This is a genomic window from Streptosporangium sp. NPDC023825 (assembly GCF_040639575.1).
Lineage (GTDB): Bacteria > Actinomycetota > Actinomycetes > Streptosporangiales > Streptosporangiaceae > Streptosporangium.
In genome coordinates this window covers 144,741-164,537 of the sequence record NZ_JBFAAE010000006.1, presented here as the reverse complement: position 1 = coordinate 164,537, position 19,797 = coordinate 144,741, and the positions used below count along the sequence as shown (strand labels likewise).

The following is a 19,797-nucleotide window of genomic DNA, read 5'->3' as shown; positions in this document are numbered from 1 at the left end:
AGTGTCTGACACGAGCCGAGTTCCCTCGGGTTCCACCCTGGAGATCCGCGACCTGCACGTCACCGTCGCCGACAAGGAGATCCTGCGCGGCGTCAACCTGACCGTGCGAGCCGGCGAGACCCACGCCATCATGGGCCCCAACGGCTCGGGCAAGTCCACGCTCGCGTACGCGATCGCCGGCCACCCCAAGTACACGATCACCGGTGGCCAGGTCCTGCTCGACGGGGTCGACCTGCTGGAGCTCACGGTCGACGAGCGCGCCCGCGCCGGACTGTTCCTCGCCATGCAGTACCCGGTCGAGGTCCCCGGCGTCAGCGTCTCCAACTTCCTGCGCACCGCCGTCACCTCCATCCGCGGCGAGGCCCCCAAGCTCCGCGAGTTCGCCAAGGACCTCAAGTCCGGCATGGACGCGCTGTCCATCGACGCGGCCTTCGCCCAGCGCAACGTCAACGAGGGCTTTTCCGGCGGCGAGAAGAAGCGCCACGAGATCCTCCAGCTGGAGCTCCTCAAGCCGAAGATCGCCGTCCTCGACGAGACCGACTCCGGCCTCGACGTCGACGCGCTGCGCGTGGTCTCCGAGGGCATCAACCGCTTCCGCTCCGACGAGACCGGCGTGCTGCTCATCACCCACTACACCCGCATCCTGCGCTACGTGAAGCCGGACTTCGTCCACGTCTTCTCCGCCGGGCGGATCGTGGAGCAGGGCGGCCCCGAGCTCGCCGAGAAGCTCGAGGCGGAGGGCTACGAGGCCTACACGAAGGCGTCGGCCTGATGGACAACGGCCTTGACGTGGAGAGGATCAGGAAGGACTTCCCGGTCCTGTCCCGCGAGCTTCCCGGCGGCAGGCCGCTCATCTACCTTGACTCGGGCAACTCCTCGCAGAAGCCGACCCAGGTGGTCGAGGTGATGCGCGAGCACATGGCGATGCACTACAGCAACGTCGGCCGCGCCATGCACGTGCTGGGCGCGGAGTCCACCGAGGCGTACGAGGACGCCCGCGACAAGGTGGCCGCCTTCATCGGCGCGCCCGACCGCGACGAGGTCGTCTTCACCAAGAACGCCTCCGAGGCGCTCAACCTGGTGGCGTACGCCTTCGGCAACCCCATCGGCACCGACCCCCGCTTCCGGCTCGGCCCGGGCGACGAGATCGTCATCTCCGAGATGGAGCACCACTCCAACATCGTGCCGTGGCAGATGCTCGCGCAGCGCACCGGCGCGACGCTGCGGTGGTTCTCCGTCACCGACTCCGGCCGCCTGGACCTGTCCAACCTCGGCGAGCTCGTCAACGAGCGCACGAAGATCGTCTCGATCGCGCACCAGTCGAACGTGCTGGGCACGGTCAACCCGGTCGCCCCGGTGCTCGCCAGGGTCCGCGAGGTCGGCGCGCTGATGATGCTCGACGCCTCCCAGTCGGTGCCCCACCGGAAGGTGGACGTGGCCGCGCTGGGCGTCGACTTCCTCGCCTTCACCGGCCACAAGGTCCTCGGCCCGTCGGGGATCGGCGTGCTGTGGGGCCGCGGCGAGCTGCTCGAGGCGATGCCCCCGTTCCTGGGCGGCGGCGAGATGATCGAGGCGGTCTGGATGGACCACTCGACCTACGCGCCCGCGCCGCACAAGTTCGAGGCGGGCACCCCGCCCATCGTCGAGGCCATCGGTCTCGGTGCCGCGATCGACTACCTGTCCGAGATCGGGATGGACGCCGTCACGCGCCACGAGCGCGAGCTCACGGCGTACGCGCTCGACGCCCTGGGGGAGATCCCGGGGCTGCGGGTGATCGGCCCGCTGGACCTCGAGGACCGGGGCGGTACGGTCTCGTTCACCCTGGAGGGGATTCACCCGCACGACGTCGGGCAGATCCTGGATGACAACTTCGGGGTGGCCGTGCGCGTGGGGCACCACTGCGCCCGCCCGCTCCACCTGAGATTCGGGATTCCCGCGACCACGCGGGCGTCCTTCTACCTCTACAACACACCGGCCGAGATCGACGCCCTGGTCCGCGGCCTCCACCACGTGCGGAAGGTGTTCGCCTAGCCATGCCCGAGCAGTCGAGCCGGCGAGCGGGCGGACGGCGGGCGGCGGACGCCCGCCGCACGGCGCCCGGCGACGCGCGAGCGTACGGCGCAGCGAACGAGAAGGTGAGCACGGCCCTATGATCGCCGAGTCCATGTACCAGGAGCTGATCCTGGAGCACTACAAGCACCCGCAGGGGAGGGGGCTTCGCGACCCGTACGACGCCGAGGTCCACCACGTGAACCCGACGTGTGGTGACGAGATCACCATGCGTGTGAAGCTGGGCGACGGCGGCAAGGTCGAGGACGTCTCCTACGACGGGCAGGGCTGTTCCATCAGCCAGGCCGCGGCCTCCGTGCTGCACGAGCTGGCCACCGGCTCGACCGTCGACGACACCCTCGGCGTCGTGGACGAGTTCACCCGGCTGATGCAGGGCAGGGGAAAGGTGGAGGCGGACGAGGACGTGCTGGGCGACGCCGTCGCCTTCGCCGGGGTCGCCAAGTTCCCCGCCCGGGTGAAGTGCGCGCTACTGGCGTGGATGGCCTACAAGGACGCGGTCGTGAGGAGCACCAAATGAGCAAGGCTGTAGAGACCCCCACCACGGCGTACGACGGGGACACCACCCATGACGAGGTCATGGAGGCTCTCAAGGACGTCGTGGACCCCGAGCTCGGCATCAACGTCGTCGACCTGGGCCTGATCTACGGGCTTCACCTGGACGCCGCCGAGCAGGGCGGCGAGGGCGCCGCGGGCGGCGAGGGTGTCACCCTGCCGGTCGCCACCATCGACATGACGCTGACCAGCGCGGCCTGCCCGCTGACCGACGTCATCGAGGACCAGGCGCACTCGGCCCTGGAGGGCATGGTCTCCGACGTGAAGATCAACTGGGTGTGGCTGCCGCCGTGGGGCCCGGACAAGATCACCGACGAGGGACGCGAGCAGCTCCGGATGCTGGGTTTCAACGTCTGAGAAGTGGTTTCCGGTACGGCTCGCACCCCCCGGGGTTCGGGCCGTACCCAATTGTGTGAGAGGATTTCCGAGGCCGGGAAGAAAAGCCCGGCCTGGAGTGTTGACTCCAACCGACGGACAAGCGGCCGGCCGATGCCGGACGCCCCGACCGAACTCGGCACTGCGAACGCCGGGTATGCTTGATCGTGGTTTGACTGCGTGCGGGTAAGCTAGACCCGCCCCGTGCGGTGCGCCTCGACTTGCACCGCACTACCGCCCCCATGTGGGCGTTGATCCAGCGCGGCCTCAGGCCGTGCGTTCCAGGCTCGTCCTTTCGCAGAAGTGACGTGCCCCGTTCTTCTATCGAAAGGCACGAGTCTTCGTGACCATGCTTGACGCTGTTCTGCCCGAAATCACCGAGATCTCCCAGGCCCCCGCAGGCGTGTCCGAGTTCACTCTCCTCGGTCTGCCGAAGCCGCTGGTGACCGGTCTCTCCCGTTCGGGCATCGACAGTCCCTTCCCGATCCAGCGGGCCACGATCCCCGACATTCTCGCCGGTCACGACGTTCTCGGCCGCGGCCAGACCGGCTCCGGCAAGACGCTCGCCTTCGGCCTGCCCATGATGACCCGCATCGCCGGCGCCAAGGCCCGTCCCGGCCACCCGCTGGCCGTCGTCCTGGTCCCGACCCGCGAGCTCGCCATGCAGGTGACCGACGCGCTCGAGCCGCTCGGCCGCGGTCTGTCGCTGCGGATGAAGACCGTCGTCGGCGGCATGTCCATGGGCCGCCAGATCGAGGCGCTGCGCCGCGGCGTCGAGGTCGTCGTGGCCACCCCCGGCCGCCTGACCGACCTCATGCAGCAGGGCGAGTGCATGCTGGACGAGGTCCAGGTGACGATCCTCGACGAGGCCGACCACATGTGCGACCTCGGCTTCTTCCCGGTCGTCAGCGCGATCCTGCAGCAGACCCCGGCCGACAGCCAGCGCCTGCTGTTCTCCGCCACCCTCGACGGCGACGTCGACAAGCTCGTCCGCCGCTTCCTCACCAACCCGGTGACCCACTCGATGGCCCCGGCCGCCTCCTCGGTCGACACCATGGAGCACCATGTGCTGGAGGTGCACCGCGACGACAAGTTCCCGGTGACCGCCGAGATCGCCAACCGCGAGGGCCGGACCATCATCTTCGTGCGCACCCAGCACGGGGTCGACCGGCTGTGCAAGCAGCTCGCCCAGGTCGGCATCCGGGCCGGCGGCCTGCACGGCGGCAAGCGCCAGAACCAGCGCACCCGCATCCTGGCCGAGTTCAAGGAAGGCACGATCAACGTCCTGGTCTGCACGGACGTCGCGGCCCGCGGCATCCACGTCGACAACATCAGCCTCGTGCTGCACGTCGACCCGCCCCAGGACCACAAGAGCTACCTGCACCGCGGTGGCCGTACGGCCCGCGCCGGGGAGAAGGGCACCGTCATGACGCTGGTGCTCCCCAACGAGCGCCGCTCCACCGACTCGATGACCCGCCGCGCGGGCATCAAGCCGTTCCGCATCAAGGCCACCCCGGGCCACCCGCGCCTGGGAGAGGTCGCCGGCGCGCGTACGCCCACCGGCGAGCCGATCCCGGTCTGGGAGCCCTCGGCGCCGGCCGCCAAGCAGCGTCAGGGCCGCGGCGGCTTCGGCGGCAACGGCGGCGGCGGGCGTGGCCCGCGCCGCTTCCGCTCCGACCGTCCCGCCCACGGCGCCGGCGAGGGCCAGCAGCCCCGCGAGCGTTCCTTCGGCGACGACAACCGCGGCGGCGGTGCCTCCGGTGGCGGCCAGTACCGCTCCGAGCGCCCGGTCGGCGGCGGTTACCGTTCCGAGCGCCCGTCGGGCGGCGGCTTCCGTTCCGAGCGTCCCACCGGTGGCTACCGCGGTGGCGAGCGGCGCGAGCCGTTCCGCGCCGACCGCCCGGCCCCGGCCGGCGGCGGTTACCGTTCCGAGCGTCCCGCGGGCGAGCGCGAGCCGTTCCGCGGCGAGCGCCAGGGCGGCGGCTTCCGCGGCGGCGAGTTCCGCGCCGACGGCCGCGGCTCCGCCCCGCGCGGCGGCGGCAGCCGCTACGGCCGCTGATCACGCTGATCACCTCGTAGGGCCCGAAGGTCCTACCGCGACACCCTGAAGGGCCGGTACGGCATCCGCCGTACCGGCCCTTCGGCGTTGCCCGGGACCTCGCGCGACCGCGTCGAGGACTTGGCGCGACCGCGCCGCGCCGGTGCCCGGCCGGTGCCCGCTCGACGGCGGCGGGCCGCCCTGGCCGTACCTCCCCGGCGGCCGGCGGGACAGCGGCGACCGAGGTCGATGCCGGTGGCTGCCGGATCCCGTGGTTGACGATCTAGATTCAGTCGTCATCATGGCTGTATATCCCGCTATTTCCGTTCAGCCTCGAATGCCCTGGGGGCCGGGCACTCTCCGCCGGGCTGCCCGCGTGATCAATTGATGCGTCCGGGATCTCCGAGATAAGAGGATAAATGCGCCTTTCGTGGTCCAGCCTCCGTGTTCTCGCTCGCCTTTCCCTCGTCGTCCTGACGGCCACGGCCGGGACCGTCGCCGCCGTTCCCTCCGCGTCCGCTGTTCCCTCCTCCGCGTCCGCTGTTCCCTCCTCCGCGTCCGCTGTTCCCTCCTCCGCGTCCGCTGTTCCCTACGCCGTGTCCTCCGCGTCCTCCGCGTCCTCCGCGTCCGCCGCGCAGAGTTACCGCGTCCTGCAGCTCAACCTCTGCCACAGCGGCGTCAACACCTCCTGTTTCAACGGGGCCGACGTCATCCAGGAGGCGCGCGACATCATCGGCGCCAGGCAGCCGCAGGCCGTCACGCTCAACGAGATCTGCCGCGACGACCTGGCCCAGCTGGCCCCCTCCATGGGGAACGGCCACCGGGTGTTCGCCCCGGCGCTGCGGCCCGACGGCACGCCGGTGCGCTGCGTCAACGGGGACGAGTACGGCAACGGGCTGATCTTCCGTGCCACCGGGGCGACGAACTTCTCCGGCGTCTACGCCACCCAGGACGGCGGGAGCGAGAGACGCGTCTACGTGTGCGCCGAGTTCCCCGACCTCACCGGTTGCACCACCCACCTGTCGACCACGGGGAACGTCGCCATGGCGCAGTGCAAGGCCGCCATCGCCATGCTGCGCGACCGGGGCGCCGCCACCAGGCCGACCTTCCTGGCCGGTGACTTCAACATGAGGTACGCGCCGCTGTTCGGGCAGAACGTCCAGAACTGCAACTCCGCTCCCTTCTTCAGGAAGGGGGACGGGGACGTGCAGCATGTCTTCGCGGCGAGCATGGGCTTCGAGCGCACCGACGTCGTCTCCATGAGGTACACCGACCACCCCGCGCTGCTCGTCACCCTGACCAGGCCGTGACGAGGCCTCGCGGGTCAGCCTCCTGCCAGGGGTCCGACCCCCTCCCGGCTGCGGCGATTGTAACTGAACCGGTCTAGTCGCCTATTGACAGTGCAGACACATTGACTTTACGGTCGCGTTACTTATCCGGTTCAGCAAGCGCATGCGGTCGCGTTTAAATCGGTTGGGAGCGCTCCCATGCTGGAGAGGAGACTGTCGATGCGGATTCGACGAAGGTTCGCGATCCTCGGGGCGGCGGCCTGCGTGGCCTGCATGGCCGCGGCCGGGTGCACCGGCGGGTCCACCACGCCGTCCGCTCCGAGCGCGGCGCCGCAGGGTTCCGGCGGAGCGGCCCCGTCGGCCGGAGCGGGCGGGGCGGGCGACGCGAACGCCGCGTTCCCCCGCAACGAGACCCTGTACACCAGCGGCACCCAGTGGGGTCCCCCGGCCAACTGGAACCCGCTGCGGACCTGGGACTCGGCCACCGGCACCAAGGGACTCGTCTACGAGACCCTGTTCCTGTACGACCCCCAGACGGACAAGTTCACCCCCTGGCTGGCCGAGAGCGGTACCTGGACGGACGACAAGACCTACGACCTCAAGCTCAGGCAGGGGGTGACCTGGGCCGACGGCAAGCCCTTCACCGCCGACGACGTGGTCTTCACGGTCGAGCTCGGCAAGATGAAGACCATCCCCTACGCCAACCTGTGGGACTGGCTGGAGAAGGTCGAGGCGGTCGACCCGGGCACGGTCAGGTTCACCTTCTCCAAGGCCAACTACCAGCAGTGGGCCAACTGGGTCTACGCCAACGCGATCGTCCCCAAGCACATCTGGGAAGGCCTCTCCGAGGAGGAGGTGCTGAACGGCGTCAACGAGAAGCCGGTCGGCACCGGGCCCTACGCCTACCACAGCCACGACCAGGACCGGATGGCCTGGGTCAAGCGCGACGGCTGGTGGGCCACCGCCGCGCTGGGCAAGGAGGTCAAGCCCAAGTACGTCGTCGACATCGTCAACTCCAGCAACGAGGTCGCGATGGGCCTGCTGCTGCAGAAGGGCCTGGACCTCAGCAACAACTTCCTGCCCGGGGTGGCCAACCTCGTCAAGGGCAACTTCGGCGTCCAGACCTACTACCCCGAACCGCCGTACATGCTCTCGGCCAACACCGCTTTCCTGGTGCCCAACACCACGAAGAAGCCGATGAACGACCCCGCCTTCCGCAAGGCGCTCGCCAACTCCGTCGACACCAAGAAGATCGTCGAGGGCGTCTACGGCAACCTCGTCAAGGCGGCCGGTCCCACCGGCCTGCTGCCGCAGTGGGACAAGTACGTCGACCAGGCCGTGGTGAGCGAGAAGGGCTTCGCGTTCGACACCGCGAAGGCGAAGAAGCTGCTGGCCGACGCCGGGTACAAGGACGGCGACGGCGACGGGTTCGTGGAGAACAAGGACGGCTCCAAGGCCTCGCTGAAGCTCATCGTGCCGGCCGGGTGGACCGACTGGATGGAGGCGAGCCGGGTCATCGCCGAGGGCGCCAAGGCGGCCGGGATCGATCTCACCCCCGAGTTCCCCGACTACAACGCGCTGGTCGACCAGCGCACGTCCGGAAAGTTCGACCTGCTGCTCAACAACGAGCGGCAGCTTTCCAACACCCCCTGGATGTACTACGACTACATGTTCCGGCTGCCGATCAACAAGCAGCAGAACACCGTCAACTTCGGCCGCTACGAGAACAAGAAGGTCTGGGACCTGGTCCAGGATCTCGACGGCAAGAAGGTCGACGACGCCGAGGGCATGAAGCAGGTCGCCTCGGAGATCCAGAAGATCCAGCTGGACGACCTGCCGGTGATCCCGCTCTGGTACAACGGCCTGTGGGCGCAGACCAGCAACGCGGTCTGGACCAACTGGCCGTCCTCGGCCGCGGGCACCCCCAAGACCCCGCCGACCATGTGGCGCAACTGGCTGGAGCTGGGCGGGGTGCTGACCCTGACCGAGCTGAAGCCCGCCGGCGGCTGATCCGGCGATCCTCACCCCCTCCCTCGCGCCCCCGGACGTCCCGCCCGGGCCCCCGCCCGGCCTCCACCTCGGGCGGGACCCGCCGGGGCCCGCGGGGCCGCGCGGGGAGGGGCTCACCTCGCCGATTCTGGAGGATCGCGTGCGACGCTATTTCGGCCGGAAGCTGCTCGTGTACGGGCTCACCTTCCTCGTGGCCGTCACGATCAACTGGATGATCCCGCGCTTCATGCCCGGAGACCCGGTCCAGAGCATGCTGGCCAGGGCCAACGTGTCACAGCCCGCCGCCGTGGAGGCGATGCGGGCCCACTACACGAACCTGTTCGGGCTCGACCTGCCGCTCTGGGAGCAGTACGCCAACTTCTGGGCCGCGCTGTTCCGGGGCGACCTGGGGACCAGCATCTGGCTGTTCCCCACCCCGGTGACCGACGTCATCGTGCGGGCGGTGCCGTACACGCTGGCGCTGCTCATCCCGTCCATCCTGCTCAGCTGGTGGGCGGGCAACAGGTTCGGCGCCTTCGCGGCCAGGCGCAAGTGGCTGGACAACGCGGCCCTGCCGATCGGGTACGTGCTCACCGCCACGCCCTACATGTGGCTGGCCATCCTGATGGCCTGGGGGCTGGGCGTGGTGGCGGGGATCTTCCCCGTCTCCGGCGGCTACAGCTTCTCCATGCGGCCCAACTGGTCGTGGGAGTTCCTCGGGAACCTGGCGCTGCACTGGTTCCTGCCGTTCGTCTCGCTCTTCCTCGTCGCGTTCGGCGGCTGGGCGATCGGCATGCGCAACATGATCATCTATGAGCTGGAGGCCGACTACTCGACCTACCTGTCCTCGCTCGGGGCGTCGCAACGGCTCATCCGGCGCTACGCGTTCAGGAACGCGGTCCTGCCGCAGATCACCGGCCTGGCCCTGCAACTCGGCGTGCTCGTGGCCGGGGCCCTGGTCACCGAGATCGTCTTCTCCTATCCGGGGCTGGGCCACCTGATCCTCAAGGCGATCCAGAACCAGGACTTCTTCCTGCTGCAGGGGGCCTTCCTGTTCATCGTCGTGGGCGTGCTGATCGCCAACTTCGTCATCGACATCGTCTACGTCCTGGTCGACCCCCGTACCAGGACCGGAATGGGAGGGGAGGCCGCGTGACCGCCGTACCCGCGGACCCGCGGCCGGACCGGGAGGCCGCCGTGACGGCGGCCGTGCCCGTGAGGCGCCGCGAGGGCCTGTACTTCGCGCTGCGCAACGGAAAGCTCCTGGCGGGACTGGCCGTGCTGGTCCCGCTGCTCGTCCTGGCCGTCGCCGCCCCCGTGATCGCCGGGGGCGACCCCAACGCCTACGTCGCCACCCCCGCCTCGCCGCCCTCGGCCGAGCACTGGTTCGGCACCACCATGTTCGGCCAGGACATCTTCGCCCAGTTCGTCTACGGCCTGAGCCTCACCTTCCAGGTGGGGGTGCTCGGCGGCGGGCTGGCCGCGGTCATCGGCATGGCGGTCGGCTTCACCGCCGGATACCGGGGCGGGATGGTCGACGAGGTGCTGAACATGCTCACCAACATCGTCCTGGTCCTGCCCGCGCTCGCGGTGCTGCTGATCGTCAACGCCTACCTCGGGGTCCGCAGCGTCGGCGTGCAGGCGCTCTTCATCGGGCTCACCTCCTGGCCCTGGGCGGCCAGGGCCATCAGGGCCCAGACGTTCTCGCTGCGCTCGCGCGACTTCGTGGACCTGGCCCGGCTCAGCGGGGTGCGCACCTGGAAGATCATCGCCAGGGAGATCGCGCCCAACATGAGCTCGTACCTCTTCATGACCTTCATCCTGCTGTTCGGCGGGTCGATCCTGATCGCCGCCTCGCTCGACTTCATCGGCCTCGGTCCCAGCGAGGGCGTCTCGCTCGGCCTGATGCTCAACAACGCGGCCCGCTGGAGCGCCCTTCACCTGGGCATGTGGTGGTGGTTCGTCCCGCCGGGGGCCGGGATCACCGCCATCGTCGGCGCCCTCTACGTGATGAACGTCGGCCTCGACGAGGTGTTCAACCCGAAACTGCGGGAGCTTTAGATGACTCTGCGTGTGAAGGACCTGCGGGTCCACTACCGGACCATGCGCGGCGAGGTGCGGGCGCTCGACGGCGTCGGCTTCGACGTCGGCGACGGCGAGATCCTCGGCCTGGCGGGCGAGTCCGGCTGCGGCAAGACGACCCTCGGCAAGAGCCTCATCAGGATGGACGGCCGGATGCGGCTGGCCGGGGGCGGAGCGGAGCTGGACGGCGAGGAGCTGCCGATCGGCGACGACCGCCGGATGAACCCCTTCCGCTTCAAGCGGGTCTCCCTCATCCCGCAGTACTCCATGAGCGCGCTGAACCCCACCCGCAGGATCGGCCGGATGGTCGCCGAGCTGCTCGCCTCCCGGGGCGAGCGCCTCGACGTCGCCGAGCTGGAACGCCGCCTCGACCTGGTCGAGCTGCCGCGCGACGTCCTGGACCGCTACCCGATCGAGCTGTCGGGCGGGATGAAGCAGCGGATGGTGATGGTCGTCTCCACCCTGCTCGACCCGTCCCTGCTCATCGCCGACGAGATCACCTCCGCGCTCGACGTGTCGACCCAGAAGGCCGTGGCCAGGACCCTGGTGGAGTTCAGGGACCGGGGTTTCGTGCGCAGCATGATCTTCATCACCCACGACATCTCGCTGACCTACCAGATCGCCGACACGATCATGGTCATGTACGCGGGGCGGCTGGCCGAGAAGGCTCCGGCAGGGGTGATCGTCAACGAGCCGCGCCACCCGTACACGCGGATGCTGATCTCCTCGCTGCCCGAGGTCGGCGTCCGCCACTCCGAGCGCAGGCTGTCGGGCATCCCCGGGAGGCCTCCCTCGCTGCTCGACCCGCCCTCCGGCTGCCGGTTCAGGGACCGCTGCCCGCTCGCCTTCGACAGGTGTGCGGAGGACCCCCCGCCGGTCGAGGTCGCCCCCGGCCACCACGTCGCCTGCTGGAAGGCCTGACCCGAAGGAGTCCGGACGATGCTGAGACTCGAAGGGGTCACCAAGACCTACACCGGCCACCACGTCGCCTGCTGGAAGGCCTGACCCGAAGGATTTCGGACGATGCTGAGACTCGAAGGGGTCACCAAGACCTACCGGGTGGGTGCCTTCGGCACCGCGACCCTCACCGCCGTCGACGACGTGAGCCTGGACCTGGCGCCGGGGGAGGTGGTCTCCCTCATCGGCGAGAGCGGCAGCGGCAAGACGACCCTCGGCAAGACCGTCCTCGGGCTGATCCGCCCGACGAAGGGCGCGATCACCCTCGACGGCGCCCCCGCCAAACCGGGCAAGGCGTACTACCGGCACGTGCAGGGCGTGTTCCAGGACCCGTTCAGCTGCTACAACCCGATCTTCAAGGCCGACCGGGTGCTGCAGATGATCAAGAATGAGTACTTCCCCGGCGTCGCCGCCTCCGAGTGGGACGGCAGGATCGACGCGTCGCTCAAGGACGTCGGCCTCGATCCCGGGCAGATCCTGGGCCGCTACCCGCACCAGCTCAGCGGCGGCCAGCTGCAGCGCCTGCTGATCGCCAGGGCGCTCCTGCTCGACCTCAGGTACCTCGTCGCCGACGAGATCACCAGCATGCTCGACGCGTCCACCAGGATCGACGTCCTCAACCTGCTCGCCGACCTGAAGTCGCGCGGCCTCGGGGTGCTGTTCGTCACCCACGACCTGTCGCTGGGCAACTACATCAGCGAGCGGGCCGTGGTCCTGTACCGGGGGCAGGTGGTCGAGTCCGGTCCCACCGGCATGGTGTTCGGCAACCCCCTCCACCCGTACACGGCCAGGCTGCTGTCGTCGGTGCCCAGGCTCACCGCCCGGTGGGACGGCGAGCCGGCCGCCCCCGCCGGGGACGTGGGAGGGGGACCCTCCACACTGGTGGAGGCCGAACCGGGTCATCTCGTCCGGCGGGGCGACACCGCATCCATGGGGAGTGTGCATTGAGGGCGCTACACGACGGCTGGACCCTCCGCCAGGTGGGCGGGGACATCTCCCGCGTCCCGGCCACGGTCCCGGGGTGCGTGCACACCGACCTGCTGGCCGCCGGGCTCATCGAGGACCCTTACCTGGACGACAACGAGAACCGGCTGACCTGGATAGGCCGCTCCGGCTGGGAGTACGAGACGGTCTTCGCCTGGCACGCCGACGGGCACGACCGCGCCGACCTGGTCTGCGAGGGCCTCGACACGGTCGCCACCGTCGAGCTCAACGGCGTCGAGGTCGCGAGCACGGCCAACCAGCACCGCTCCTACCGCTTTCCGGTACGGGAGCTGCTGCGCGAGGGCGAGAACACGCTGCGGGTGCGCTTCGCCTCCCCGGTGGAGTACGCCGAGGCGCGCAGGGCCGAGCTGGGCGACCGGCCCGGCAGCTACGAGGCGCCCTACCAGTTCATCCGCAAGATGGCCTGCAACTTCGGCTGGGACTGGGGCCCGGCCGTGGTCACCTCCGGCATCTGGCGGCCCATCGGGCTGCACTCGTGGAGCGGGGCCAGGATCGCGTCCGTACGGCCGCTGGTGAGCACCGACGGATCCGGCGGGCGGGTCGAGGCACACGTCACCGTCGAGCGCGCCGGCGACACATCGGCCGGGCCCCTCACCGTGACCGCGAAGGTGGCCGGGGTGGTGGCGGAGGCGGTGCTGGCCCCCGGCGAGCGCGAGGCCGTCCTGGAGGTACGGGTGCCCGGGCCCCGGCGGTGGTGGCCGCGCGGATACGGCGCCCAGGACCGCTACGAGCTCACCGTGGACCTGTCCGGACCTGGCGGCGGGGACACCTGGACGCGGCGGATCGGCTTCCGCGACGTGCGCCTGGACCGGACCGGCGAGGGCTTCACCGTCGTGGTCAACGACACCCCGGTGTTCGTGCGCGGCGTCAACTGGATCCCCGACGACTGCTTCCCGGCCCGCGTCACCCGCGAGCGCCTGGCCGGACGCTTCGGCCAGGCCCTGGACGCGAACGTCAACCTGCTGCGCGTCTGGGGCGGCGGCCTGTACGAGAGCGAGGACTTCTACGACCTGGCCGACGAGCTCGGCCTGCTCGTCTGGCAGGATCTCCCCTTCGCCTGCGCCGCCTACCCCGAGGAGGAACCCTTCGCCACCGAGGTCGAGGCCGAGGTCCGCGAGAACCTCACCCGCCTGTCCTGGCGCCCCTCCCTGGCGCTGTGGTGCGGCAACAACGAGAACCTCGAAGGCCACGCCGACTGGGGCTGGCAGGACGAGCTGGACGGGCGCACCTGGGGCGCGGGCTTCTACCACGGGCTGTTCCCGGCCCTGGCGGCCGAGCTCGACCCCACCCGCCCCTACTGGCCGGGCAGCCCGTACTCCGGCCACCCCGGCCTGCCGCCCAACGCCCCCGCCCACGGCACCACCCACATCTGGGACGTGTGGAACCGCGAGGACTACACCCACTACGCCACCTACACCCCCCGCTTCGTCGCCGAGTTCGGCTTCCAGGGCCCACCCGCCCACACCACGCTGCGCGACGCCGTCAGCGGCGAGCTGGCCCCCGACGCGCCCCTGGTGCTGCACCACCAGAAGGCCCACGAGGGCAACGCCAAGCTCCTGCGCGGCCTGGGCGAGCACCTGCCGGCCCCGGAGACCTACGACGACTGGCACTACCTGACCCAGCTCAACCAGGCCAGGGCGGTGGCCTTCGGCATCGAGCGCTTCCGCGCCCTGGCCCCCTACTGCGCCGGCACCATCGTCTGGCAGCTCAACGACTGCTGGCCGGTCACCTCCTGGTCGGCCGTCGACGGCCGCGGCCGGCGCAAGCCGCTGTGGTACGCGCTGCGCCGCGTCTACGCCGACCGTCTCCTGAGCGTCCAGGGCGGCGCCGTGGCCGTGGTCAACGACGGCCCGGAACCCTGGACGGGCGAGCTGGAACTCCAGCGGCTCGCCCTGGGCGGGGAACCGCTGGCCAAGGAGAGCGTCCGGGTCGACGTGGCACCCCGCTCGGTGACGAGCGTGCCGCTCCCGGACCCGGTGGCCGTCCCGGGAGACCCGTCGGCCGAGCTGCTGTCCGTACGGCTGGACGGGCACCGCGCGCTCCACTTCTTCGCCGAGGACACCCGCGTCGCCTTCCCCGCCGCCGCCTACGACACCGAGGTGGCCGAGGCGGAGGGCGGCGGCCTGGACGTCACCGTCACCGCCCGCACCCTCCTGCGCGACCTGGCCCTGTTCCCCGACCGCCTCGACCCGGCCTCCTCGGCCGACGACATGCTCATCACCCTGCTGCCCGGCGAGAGCGTCACCCTGCACGTCACCGGCTCGCCCGATCCCGCCGCCCTCGTCACCCGCCCGGTGCTGCGCTGCGTCAACGACTGAGCGCCCCGGGGAGGTTTCCGGCTGTGCGGGGGAATCCAGGGGAAAGGGGACGACGACCGGGCGGCGCGCGTCCCAGAGCGTGGACCTGCACACGCCGGGGGCCGATGGCCCGTTAGGCTTGACGGGCACATCCGACGACGCCGAGAGAGATCATGAAGACCTTCGAAGAGCTGTACGCCGAGCTGTCCGACAAGGCGCGCACCCGGCCCGAGGGCTCGGGCACCGTGGCCGCGCTGGACGCCGGGGTCCATGCCATCGGCAAGAAGGTCGTGGAGGAGGCCGCCGAGAGCTGGATGGCGGCCGAGCACGAGTCGAACGAGCGGGCGGCCGAGGAGATCTCCCAGCTCCTCTACCACGTGCAGGTCCTCATGATCGCCAAGGGGATCGGACTGGACGAGGTCTACAAGCATCTGTGAGCCGGTGCGCCCGGCTCCGGTTCTCGTAGGCAATCCCGTCCACCTGTAAGGAAGCCCGCCATGCTGCGTCTCGCCGTACCCAACAAGGGCGCCCTCACCGAGGGTGCCCAGACGATCCTCAAGGAAGCCGGATACCGCGTCCGCAAGGACAGCAAGGAGCTCGTGGTCGCCGACCCCGAGAACTCCTGCGAGCTGTTCTTCCTGCGGCCCAAGGACATCGCCGTCTACGTCGGCGAGGGCACCCTGGACGCCGGGATCACCGGCCGCGACATGCTCCACGACTCCGGGGCGCGGGTCGAGGAGATCATCCCGCTCGGCTTCGGCCGCTCCACCTTCCGCTTCGCCGCCAACCCCGGCGACTTCGACTCCGTCGCCGACCTCAAGGGCAGGCGCGTCGCCACCGCCTACGCGGGGCTGCTGGAGACCTACCTCGCCGAGCAGGGCGTCGAGGCCCGGGTGATCAAGCTGGACGGCGCGGTCGAGACCGCCATCCGGCTGGGCGTGGCCGACGCCGTGGCCGACGTCGTGGAGACCGGCACCACGCTGCGCAACATCGGCCTGGAGGTGTTCGGCGAGCCGATCACCCGCTCCGAGGGGGTGCTGATCAAGGGGATCGGCACCGAGGAGACCCCGGGCCTGCGGCAGCTCATCCGCCGCCTGCAGGGCGTGCTGGTGGCGCGCGACTACGTGATGATGGACTACGACATCCGCGCCGAGCGGATCGAGGAGGCCATCGCCCTCACCCCCGGCATGGAGGGGCCGACGGTCTCCCCGCTGCACCGGGAGGGCTGGGTCGCGGTCCGGGCCATGGTCCCGCGCAAGGGGCACCAGCAGATCATGGACCAGCTGTGGGAGATGGGGGCCAAGGCCATCCTGGTGACCGCCATCTTCGCCTGCCGTCTCTGAGCCTGCCGTCTCCGAGCCTGCCGTCTCCGAGCCTGCCTCTTCCGAGGCCGCCGTCTCCGAGCCTGCCGCCGTCTCCGAGCCTGTCGCTTCTGAGCCTGCCGCCTTTGCATGATGCCCCGGAACGACCGGGGCATCCGGTCCGCGGATCCGCGGGTCCGGCCGCACCCGTGCGACGGCCCGGCTCGCCGCCGTCGAAGGCCGCCGGCAGGCCCGGGGCTCCCGGGGCGGACAGGCCCCGGCGCGTCTGACAAATGTCACCGCCGAACCCGGAGGAGTGGCACTGCGTGCCGGCGCCGGGCGCTTCTAGCGTTGGGGCATGGACGCCATCGCCTTCACCGATGTGAGCAAAAGCTACGGGAACGTGCTCGCCGTCGACACCCTGGACCTCACCGTCGAGGCGGGACGGACCGTCGCCCTCCTCGGCCCGAACGGGGCCGGCAAGTCGACCTCGATCGGCATGCTGCTCGGCCTGACCCGTCCCACCCGCGGGCGCGTGGAGGTCCTGGGGGGCTCCCCGGACGAAGCCGTCGCACGCGGCGACGTCGGGGCCATGCTGCAGACCGGCGACCTCATCCCCGAGCTCACGGTCCGCGAGCTGGTCGGCTTCGTTCGGCGGCTCTACCCCGACCCGCTCGGCCTCGACGAGATCCTGCGGATGGCCGACCTCACCGACCTGGCACGGCGCCGCGCCGGCAAGCTGTCCGGCGGGCAGGCGCAGCGGGTCAGGTTCGCCCTGGCCGTCGCGGGCGCGCCCAGGCTGCTGGTGCTGGACGAGCCCACCGCGGCCATGGACGTGGAGTCGCGGCTGCGGTTCTGGAAGAACATGCGCGACTACGCCGCCGGGGGCCGCACGGTCCTGTTCGCCACCCACTACCTGGAGGAGGCCGACGAGAACTCCGACCGGGTCGTCGTGATCGCCAGGGGCCGGATCGTGGCTGACGGCACCGCCGCCCAGATCAAGGCGGGCAGCGGAGGCCGCGTCGTCCGCTTCGTCCTCGGCGGGCAGGCCGTCGCGGGCCTCGACGCCCTGCCGGGGGTCTCGGCGGTGGAGGTCTCCGGCGACGTCGCCACGCTGCGCACCGCCGACCCCGACGCCACCGTGGCGGCCCTGTACCGGGGCACCTCGCTGGAGATCCGCGACCTCAGGATCGCCGGCGCCGACCTCGAAGACGCCTTCCTCGCCCTCACCCGGGAGCCCTGATGCCGGACTACATCAAGATCGAGGCGCTGCGGATGCTGCGCAACAGGCGCTACGTCATCTTCGTGGTCGGCTTCCCCGTGGTGTTCTACCTGATCTTCGCCGGCATCTGGGGCGACGGGGCCGGCATCGGCGGGGGACGGGCCGCCGCCGTCCTCATGGTCTCCATGGGCGCGTACGGCGCGATCGCGGCCGCCATGATGAGCACCGCCGTGCCGTGGGCGCAGGAACGGCAGTCCGGCTGGCTCCGTCAGCTGCGGACCACCCCGCTGCCCGGCTGGTGGACCATCGTCGTCAAGCTGATCTCCTCCCTGCTGCTGGTGCTGCCGTCCCTGCTGCTGGTCTGCCTGGCCGCGGTCCTCACCCAGGGTGTCAGGCTGCCGGCGGGGGAGTGGCTGGCGTTGATCCCCTCCCTGTGGCTCGGCGTGGTGCCGTTCGCCGCGCTCGGCCTGACCATCGGCTCGCTGCTGCCCGGCGACACCGCCCAGTCGGTCGCGATGATCGGCATGTTCGGGCTGGCGATCCTGGGAGGCCTGTGGTTCCCTGTGGAGATCATGCCCGAGGCAATGAGGAACGTCGCCCAGGTGCTGCCCTCCTTCTCCTACGCCGACATCGGCCGGCACATCGTCGCGGGCGGCGCGCCGCCGCCGTCCGACGTGGTGACGATCGCGGCCTGGACCGCCGCGCTCTGCGCCACCGCGGTGCTCGCCTACCGCCGGGCCCTCGCGCGCGCATGACGATCGGCTCCGCGTTCACCTTCGGCGGGACGGAAGCGCGTCCGTCCCGCCTCCGGCGGCTGGCGGGGATCTCCATCGGCCTCGTCTACCTGTGCTTCCCGGTCCTGGAGATCGTCACCGGTGAGGTGACCGGCACCGGCGCGCTCTGGGGCGGCGCGGGGCTGCTGGCCTTCGTCGTCTGCTACGTGGCCACGGTGCTGAGCCCGCGGAGCTCCGGCGACCCGACCCGCCTGACGTACTGCCTGCTGGGGGTGACCACGCTCCTGGGCGTCGGCCTGGCGGCGGCCTTCGGCGGCGGCTGGACGACCCTGCCGATCTATCTGACCGTGGTCTACAGCATGGCGCTGCGGCCCCGGCTGTCGGTGGCGGGCATCGCCGCGATGGCCCTGGCCGTCCTGCTGATCGGCCTGCTGAGGGAGGACGACCCCGGCACCACCCTGGTGCTCGTCTTCCAGGTCGTCACGCTCGGCGTCCTGTTCATGGGGGTGCGCGACACCCGGATGCTGGTGACGCGGCTGCGCCGGGCACAGGAGGAGGTGGCGCGGCTGGCCGCGAGCGAGGAGCGGCTGCGCATCGCCAGGGACCTGCACGACCTGCTCGGCCACAGTCTGTCGCTCATCGTGCTGAAGAGCGAGCTGGCCGGGCGGCTGGCGGAGAACGGCTCGGAACGCGCCGTGGCGGAGATCCGCGACATCGAGTCGGTGGCCAGGCAGGCGCTGGTCGAGGTGCGCGACGCCGTCACCGGTTACCGGCAGCGCGGCCTCTCCGGCGAGCTGGACGGTGCCCGTACCGCGCTGGAGGCGGCGGGGACGCGGGTGACGATCCGGCTCGCGGGCACCCCGCCGCCCGGCACGCTGGACGAGCTGCTCGGATGGGCGGTCCGGGAGGGCGTCACCAATGTCGTCCGGCACGCGCGGGCGACCCGGTGCGAGATCGAGGTGACCGTCGGCGGGGAAACCGCCACCCTGGGCATCGTGGACGACGGGCGCGGCGCGGCCCCCTACAGGCCGGGCATCGGGCTGACCGGGCTGACCGAGCGGGTGCGGGCCGCGGGCGGTACGGTCTCCGCCGGGCCGTGCGCGACCGGTTTCACCCTCAGGGTCGTGGTCCCGCTGCCCGCGGCGTCCCATGCCTGACCCCCTGCCGCGGGCCGGGACCGGCGGGATCCGGACGTGTGCGGGGATCGGGACCCGGGACGGGGCCGAGGCGGGCTTTCTCCACGTGGGGGGTGTTCGATGATCCGGGTGCTGCTGGTGGAGGACCAGGCGATGGTGCGGGGCGCGCTGGCCTCGCTGCTCGGCCTGGAGCCCGACATCGAGGTGGTGGGGGAGGCCGCCTCCGCGGGGGAGGCGCTCGACGTGGCGCTCAGGACCCGGCCGGACATCGCGCTGCTCGACGTCGAGATGCCCGGCGGGGACGGCATCACCGCGGGGGCGCGGATCCGGGAGGCGCTGCCCGGCTGCCGCGTCATGATCCTGACCACCTTCGGCCGTCCCGGCTATCTGCGCAGGGCGATGGAGGCGGGCGCGATGGCCTTCCTGGTCAAGGACAGTCCGGCCCGCGAGCTGGCTGCCGCCGTGCGAAGGGTCCGCGACGGCGAGCGCGTCATCGACCCCGGCCTGGCGGCCGCCGCGCTCAGCGCGGGCCCCAACCCGCTGTCGGCCCGCGAGCGCGACGTCCTGGCCGCCGCCTCCGGCGGATCCAGCATCGCCGACATCGCCGGGAGCCTGCACCTGTCGGAGGGTACGGTGCGCAACTACCTCTCCTCGGCCATCCAGAAGACGCACGCCCGCAACCGCACCGAGGCCGCCGAGCGCGCTCGCACCCAGGGCTGGCTCTGACCGTCCGGCGACCATCCGGCGCCG

General features: G+C 70.9%; 18 protein-coding genes. All 18 read left to right on the top strand.

Going from position 1 to position 19,797, the window contains the following annotated elements:
* Position 1 precedes the first annotated feature (1 nt).
* The 18 genes from sufC to AB0G15_RS08160 all read left to right on the top strand — a co-directional run bounded on the left by sufC (position 2) and on the right by AB0G15_RS08160 (position 19,773).
* Positions 2-772, top strand: coding sequence for a Fe-S cluster assembly ATPase SufC (sufC, locus tag AB0G15_RS08245; RefSeq protein ID WP_362836593.1), 771 nt, complete (start codon positions 2-4; stop codon positions 770-772).
* Positions 772-2,031, top strand: a complete 1,260-nt coding sequence (locus AB0G15_RS08240; protein WP_362836591.1) for a cysteine desulfurase — start codon at positions 772-774, stop codon at positions 2,029-2,031. The genes sufC and AB0G15_RS08240 overlap by 1 nt, the downstream gene beginning before the upstream one ends.
* Positions 2,032-2,149: 118 nt before the next feature.
* Complete coding sequence (gene sufU, locus AB0G15_RS08235; protein WP_362685821.1) at positions 2,150-2,587, top strand: Fe-S cluster assembly sulfur transfer protein SufU; 438 nt, start codon at positions 2,150-2,152, stop codon at positions 2,585-2,587.
* A complete protein-coding gene (locus AB0G15_RS08230; protein WP_362836589.1) occupies positions 2,584-2,979 on the top strand; it encodes a metal-sulfur cluster assembly factor in 396 nt (131 codons plus the stop codon). The genes sufU and AB0G15_RS08230 overlap by 4 nt, the downstream gene beginning before the upstream one ends.
* A gap of 367 nt (positions 2,980-3,346) precedes the next feature.
* Positions 3,347-5,056 (top strand): DEAD/DEAH box helicase, encoded by a 1,710-nt coding sequence (locus AB0G15_RS08225; protein WP_362836587.1) that lies wholly within the window; start codon positions 3,347-3,349, stop codon positions 5,054-5,056.
* A 575-nt stretch (positions 5,057-5,631) separates the two neighbouring features.
* Positions 5,632-6,345, top strand: a complete 714-nt coding sequence (locus AB0G15_RS08220; protein ID WP_362836585.1) for a hypothetical protein — start codon at positions 5,632-5,634, stop codon at positions 6,343-6,345.
* Positions 6,346-6,543: 198 nt separating this feature from the next.
* Positions 6,544-8,334, top strand: a complete 1,791-nt coding sequence (locus AB0G15_RS08215) for an ABC transporter substrate-binding protein (protein WP_362836583.1) — start codon at positions 6,544-6,546, stop codon at positions 8,332-8,334.
* Positions 8,335-8,473: 139 nt separating this feature from the next.
* Positions 8,474-9,469: an ABC transporter permease gene (locus AB0G15_RS08210; protein ID WP_362836581.1), complete on the top strand. Its 996-nt coding sequence runs from the start codon at positions 8,474-8,476 to the stop codon at positions 9,467-9,469.
* 41 nt (positions 9,470-9,510) lie between these two features.
* Positions 9,511-10,374: an ABC transporter permease gene (locus tag AB0G15_RS08205; protein ID WP_362836736.1), complete on the top strand. Its 864-nt coding sequence runs from the start codon at positions 9,511-9,513 to the stop codon at positions 10,372-10,374.
* Positions 10,375-11,316, top strand: a complete 942-nt coding sequence (locus AB0G15_RS08200) for an ABC transporter ATP-binding protein (RefSeq protein ID WP_362836579.1) — start codon at positions 10,375-10,377, stop codon at positions 11,314-11,316.
* Between the two features lie 102 nt (positions 11,317-11,418).
* Entirely contained in the window at positions 11,419-12,300 is an 882-nt protein-coding gene (locus AB0G15_RS08195; protein WP_362836577.1) for an ATP-binding cassette domain-containing protein, read from the top strand.
* Positions 12,297-14,675 (top strand): glycoside hydrolase family 2 protein, encoded by a 2,379-nt coding sequence (locus AB0G15_RS08190; RefSeq protein WP_362836575.1) that lies wholly within the window; start codon positions 12,297-12,299, stop codon positions 14,673-14,675. Before AB0G15_RS08195 ends, AB0G15_RS08190 begins: the two co-directional genes overlap by 4 nt.
* Before the next feature lie 152 nt (positions 14,676-14,827).
* Positions 14,828-15,091: a phosphoribosyl-ATP diphosphatase gene (locus tag AB0G15_RS08185; protein WP_012892448.1), complete on the top strand. Its 264-nt coding sequence runs from the start codon at positions 14,828-14,830 to the stop codon at positions 15,089-15,091.
* 60 nt (positions 15,092-15,151) lie between these two features.
* Positions 15,152-15,997 (top strand): ATP phosphoribosyltransferase, encoded by an 846-nt coding sequence (gene hisG, locus AB0G15_RS08180; protein ID WP_362836573.1) that lies wholly within the window; start codon positions 15,152-15,154, stop codon positions 15,995-15,997.
* 316 nt (positions 15,998-16,313) lie between these two features.
* Positions 16,314-17,198, top strand: a complete 885-nt coding sequence (locus AB0G15_RS08175) for an ABC transporter ATP-binding protein (RefSeq protein ID WP_362836571.1) — start codon at positions 16,314-16,316, stop codon at positions 17,196-17,198.
* Entirely contained in the window at positions 17,198-17,932 is a 735-nt protein-coding gene (locus AB0G15_RS08170; protein WP_362836569.1) for an ABC transporter permease, read from the top strand. Before AB0G15_RS08175 ends, AB0G15_RS08170 begins: the two co-directional genes overlap by 1 nt.
* Positions 17,929-19,068: a sensor histidine kinase gene (locus AB0G15_RS08165; RefSeq protein ID WP_362836567.1), complete on the top strand. Its 1,140-nt coding sequence runs from the start codon at positions 17,929-17,931 to the stop codon at positions 19,066-19,068. Before AB0G15_RS08170 ends, AB0G15_RS08165 begins: the two co-directional genes overlap by 4 nt.
* A 99-nt stretch (positions 19,069-19,167) precedes the next feature.
* The gene (locus AB0G15_RS08160) at positions 19,168-19,773 is read left to right on the top strand and encodes a response regulator transcription factor (RefSeq protein WP_362836565.1); all 606 of its coding nucleotides are present in this window, start codon (positions 19,168-19,170) and stop codon (positions 19,771-19,773) included.
* Positions 19,774-19,797: the final 24 nt, after the last annotated feature.

Coding starts and splice junctions, on each gene's coding strand:
- AB0G15_RS08240 (WP_362836591.1), top strand. CDS start 772: ATGGACAACGGCCTTGACGTGGAGAGGATCAGGAAGGACTTCCCGGTC.
- sufU (WP_362685821.1), top strand. CDS start 2,150: ATGATCGCCGAGTCCATGTACCAGGAGCTGATCCTGGAGCACTACAAG.
- AB0G15_RS08230 (WP_362836589.1), top strand. CDS start 2,584: ATGAGCAAGGCTGTAGAGACCCCCACCACGGCGTACGACGGGGACACC.
- AB0G15_RS08225 (WP_362836587.1), top strand. CDS start 3,347: ATGCTTGACGCTGTTCTGCCCGAAATCACCGAGATCTCCCAGGCCCCC.
- AB0G15_RS08215 (WP_362836583.1), top strand. CDS start 6,544: ATGCGGATTCGACGAAGGTTCGCGATCCTCGGGGCGGCGGCCTGCGTG.
- AB0G15_RS08200 (WP_362836579.1), top strand. CDS start 10,375: ATGACTCTGCGTGTGAAGGACCTGCGGGTCCACTACCGGACCATGCGC.
- AB0G15_RS08195 (WP_362836577.1), top strand. CDS start 11,419: ATGCTGAGACTCGAAGGGGTCACCAAGACCTACCGGGTGGGTGCCTTC.
- AB0G15_RS08185 (WP_012892448.1), top strand. CDS start 14,828: ATGAAGACCTTCGAAGAGCTGTACGCCGAGCTGTCCGACAAGGCGCGC.
- hisG (WP_362836573.1), top strand. CDS start 15,152: ATGCTGCGTCTCGCCGTACCCAACAAGGGCGCCCTCACCGAGGGTGCC.
- AB0G15_RS08175 (WP_362836571.1), top strand. CDS start 16,314: ATGGACGCCATCGCCTTCACCGATGTGAGCAAAAGCTACGGGAACGTG.
- AB0G15_RS08170 (WP_362836569.1), top strand. CDS start 17,198: ATGCCGGACTACATCAAGATCGAGGCGCTGCGGATGCTGCGCAACAGG.
- AB0G15_RS08165 (WP_362836567.1), top strand. CDS start 17,929: ATGACGATCGGCTCCGCGTTCACCTTCGGCGGGACGGAAGCGCGTCCG.
- AB0G15_RS08160 (WP_362836565.1), top strand. CDS start 19,168: ATGATCCGGGTGCTGCTGGTGGAGGACCAGGCGATGGTGCGGGGCGCG.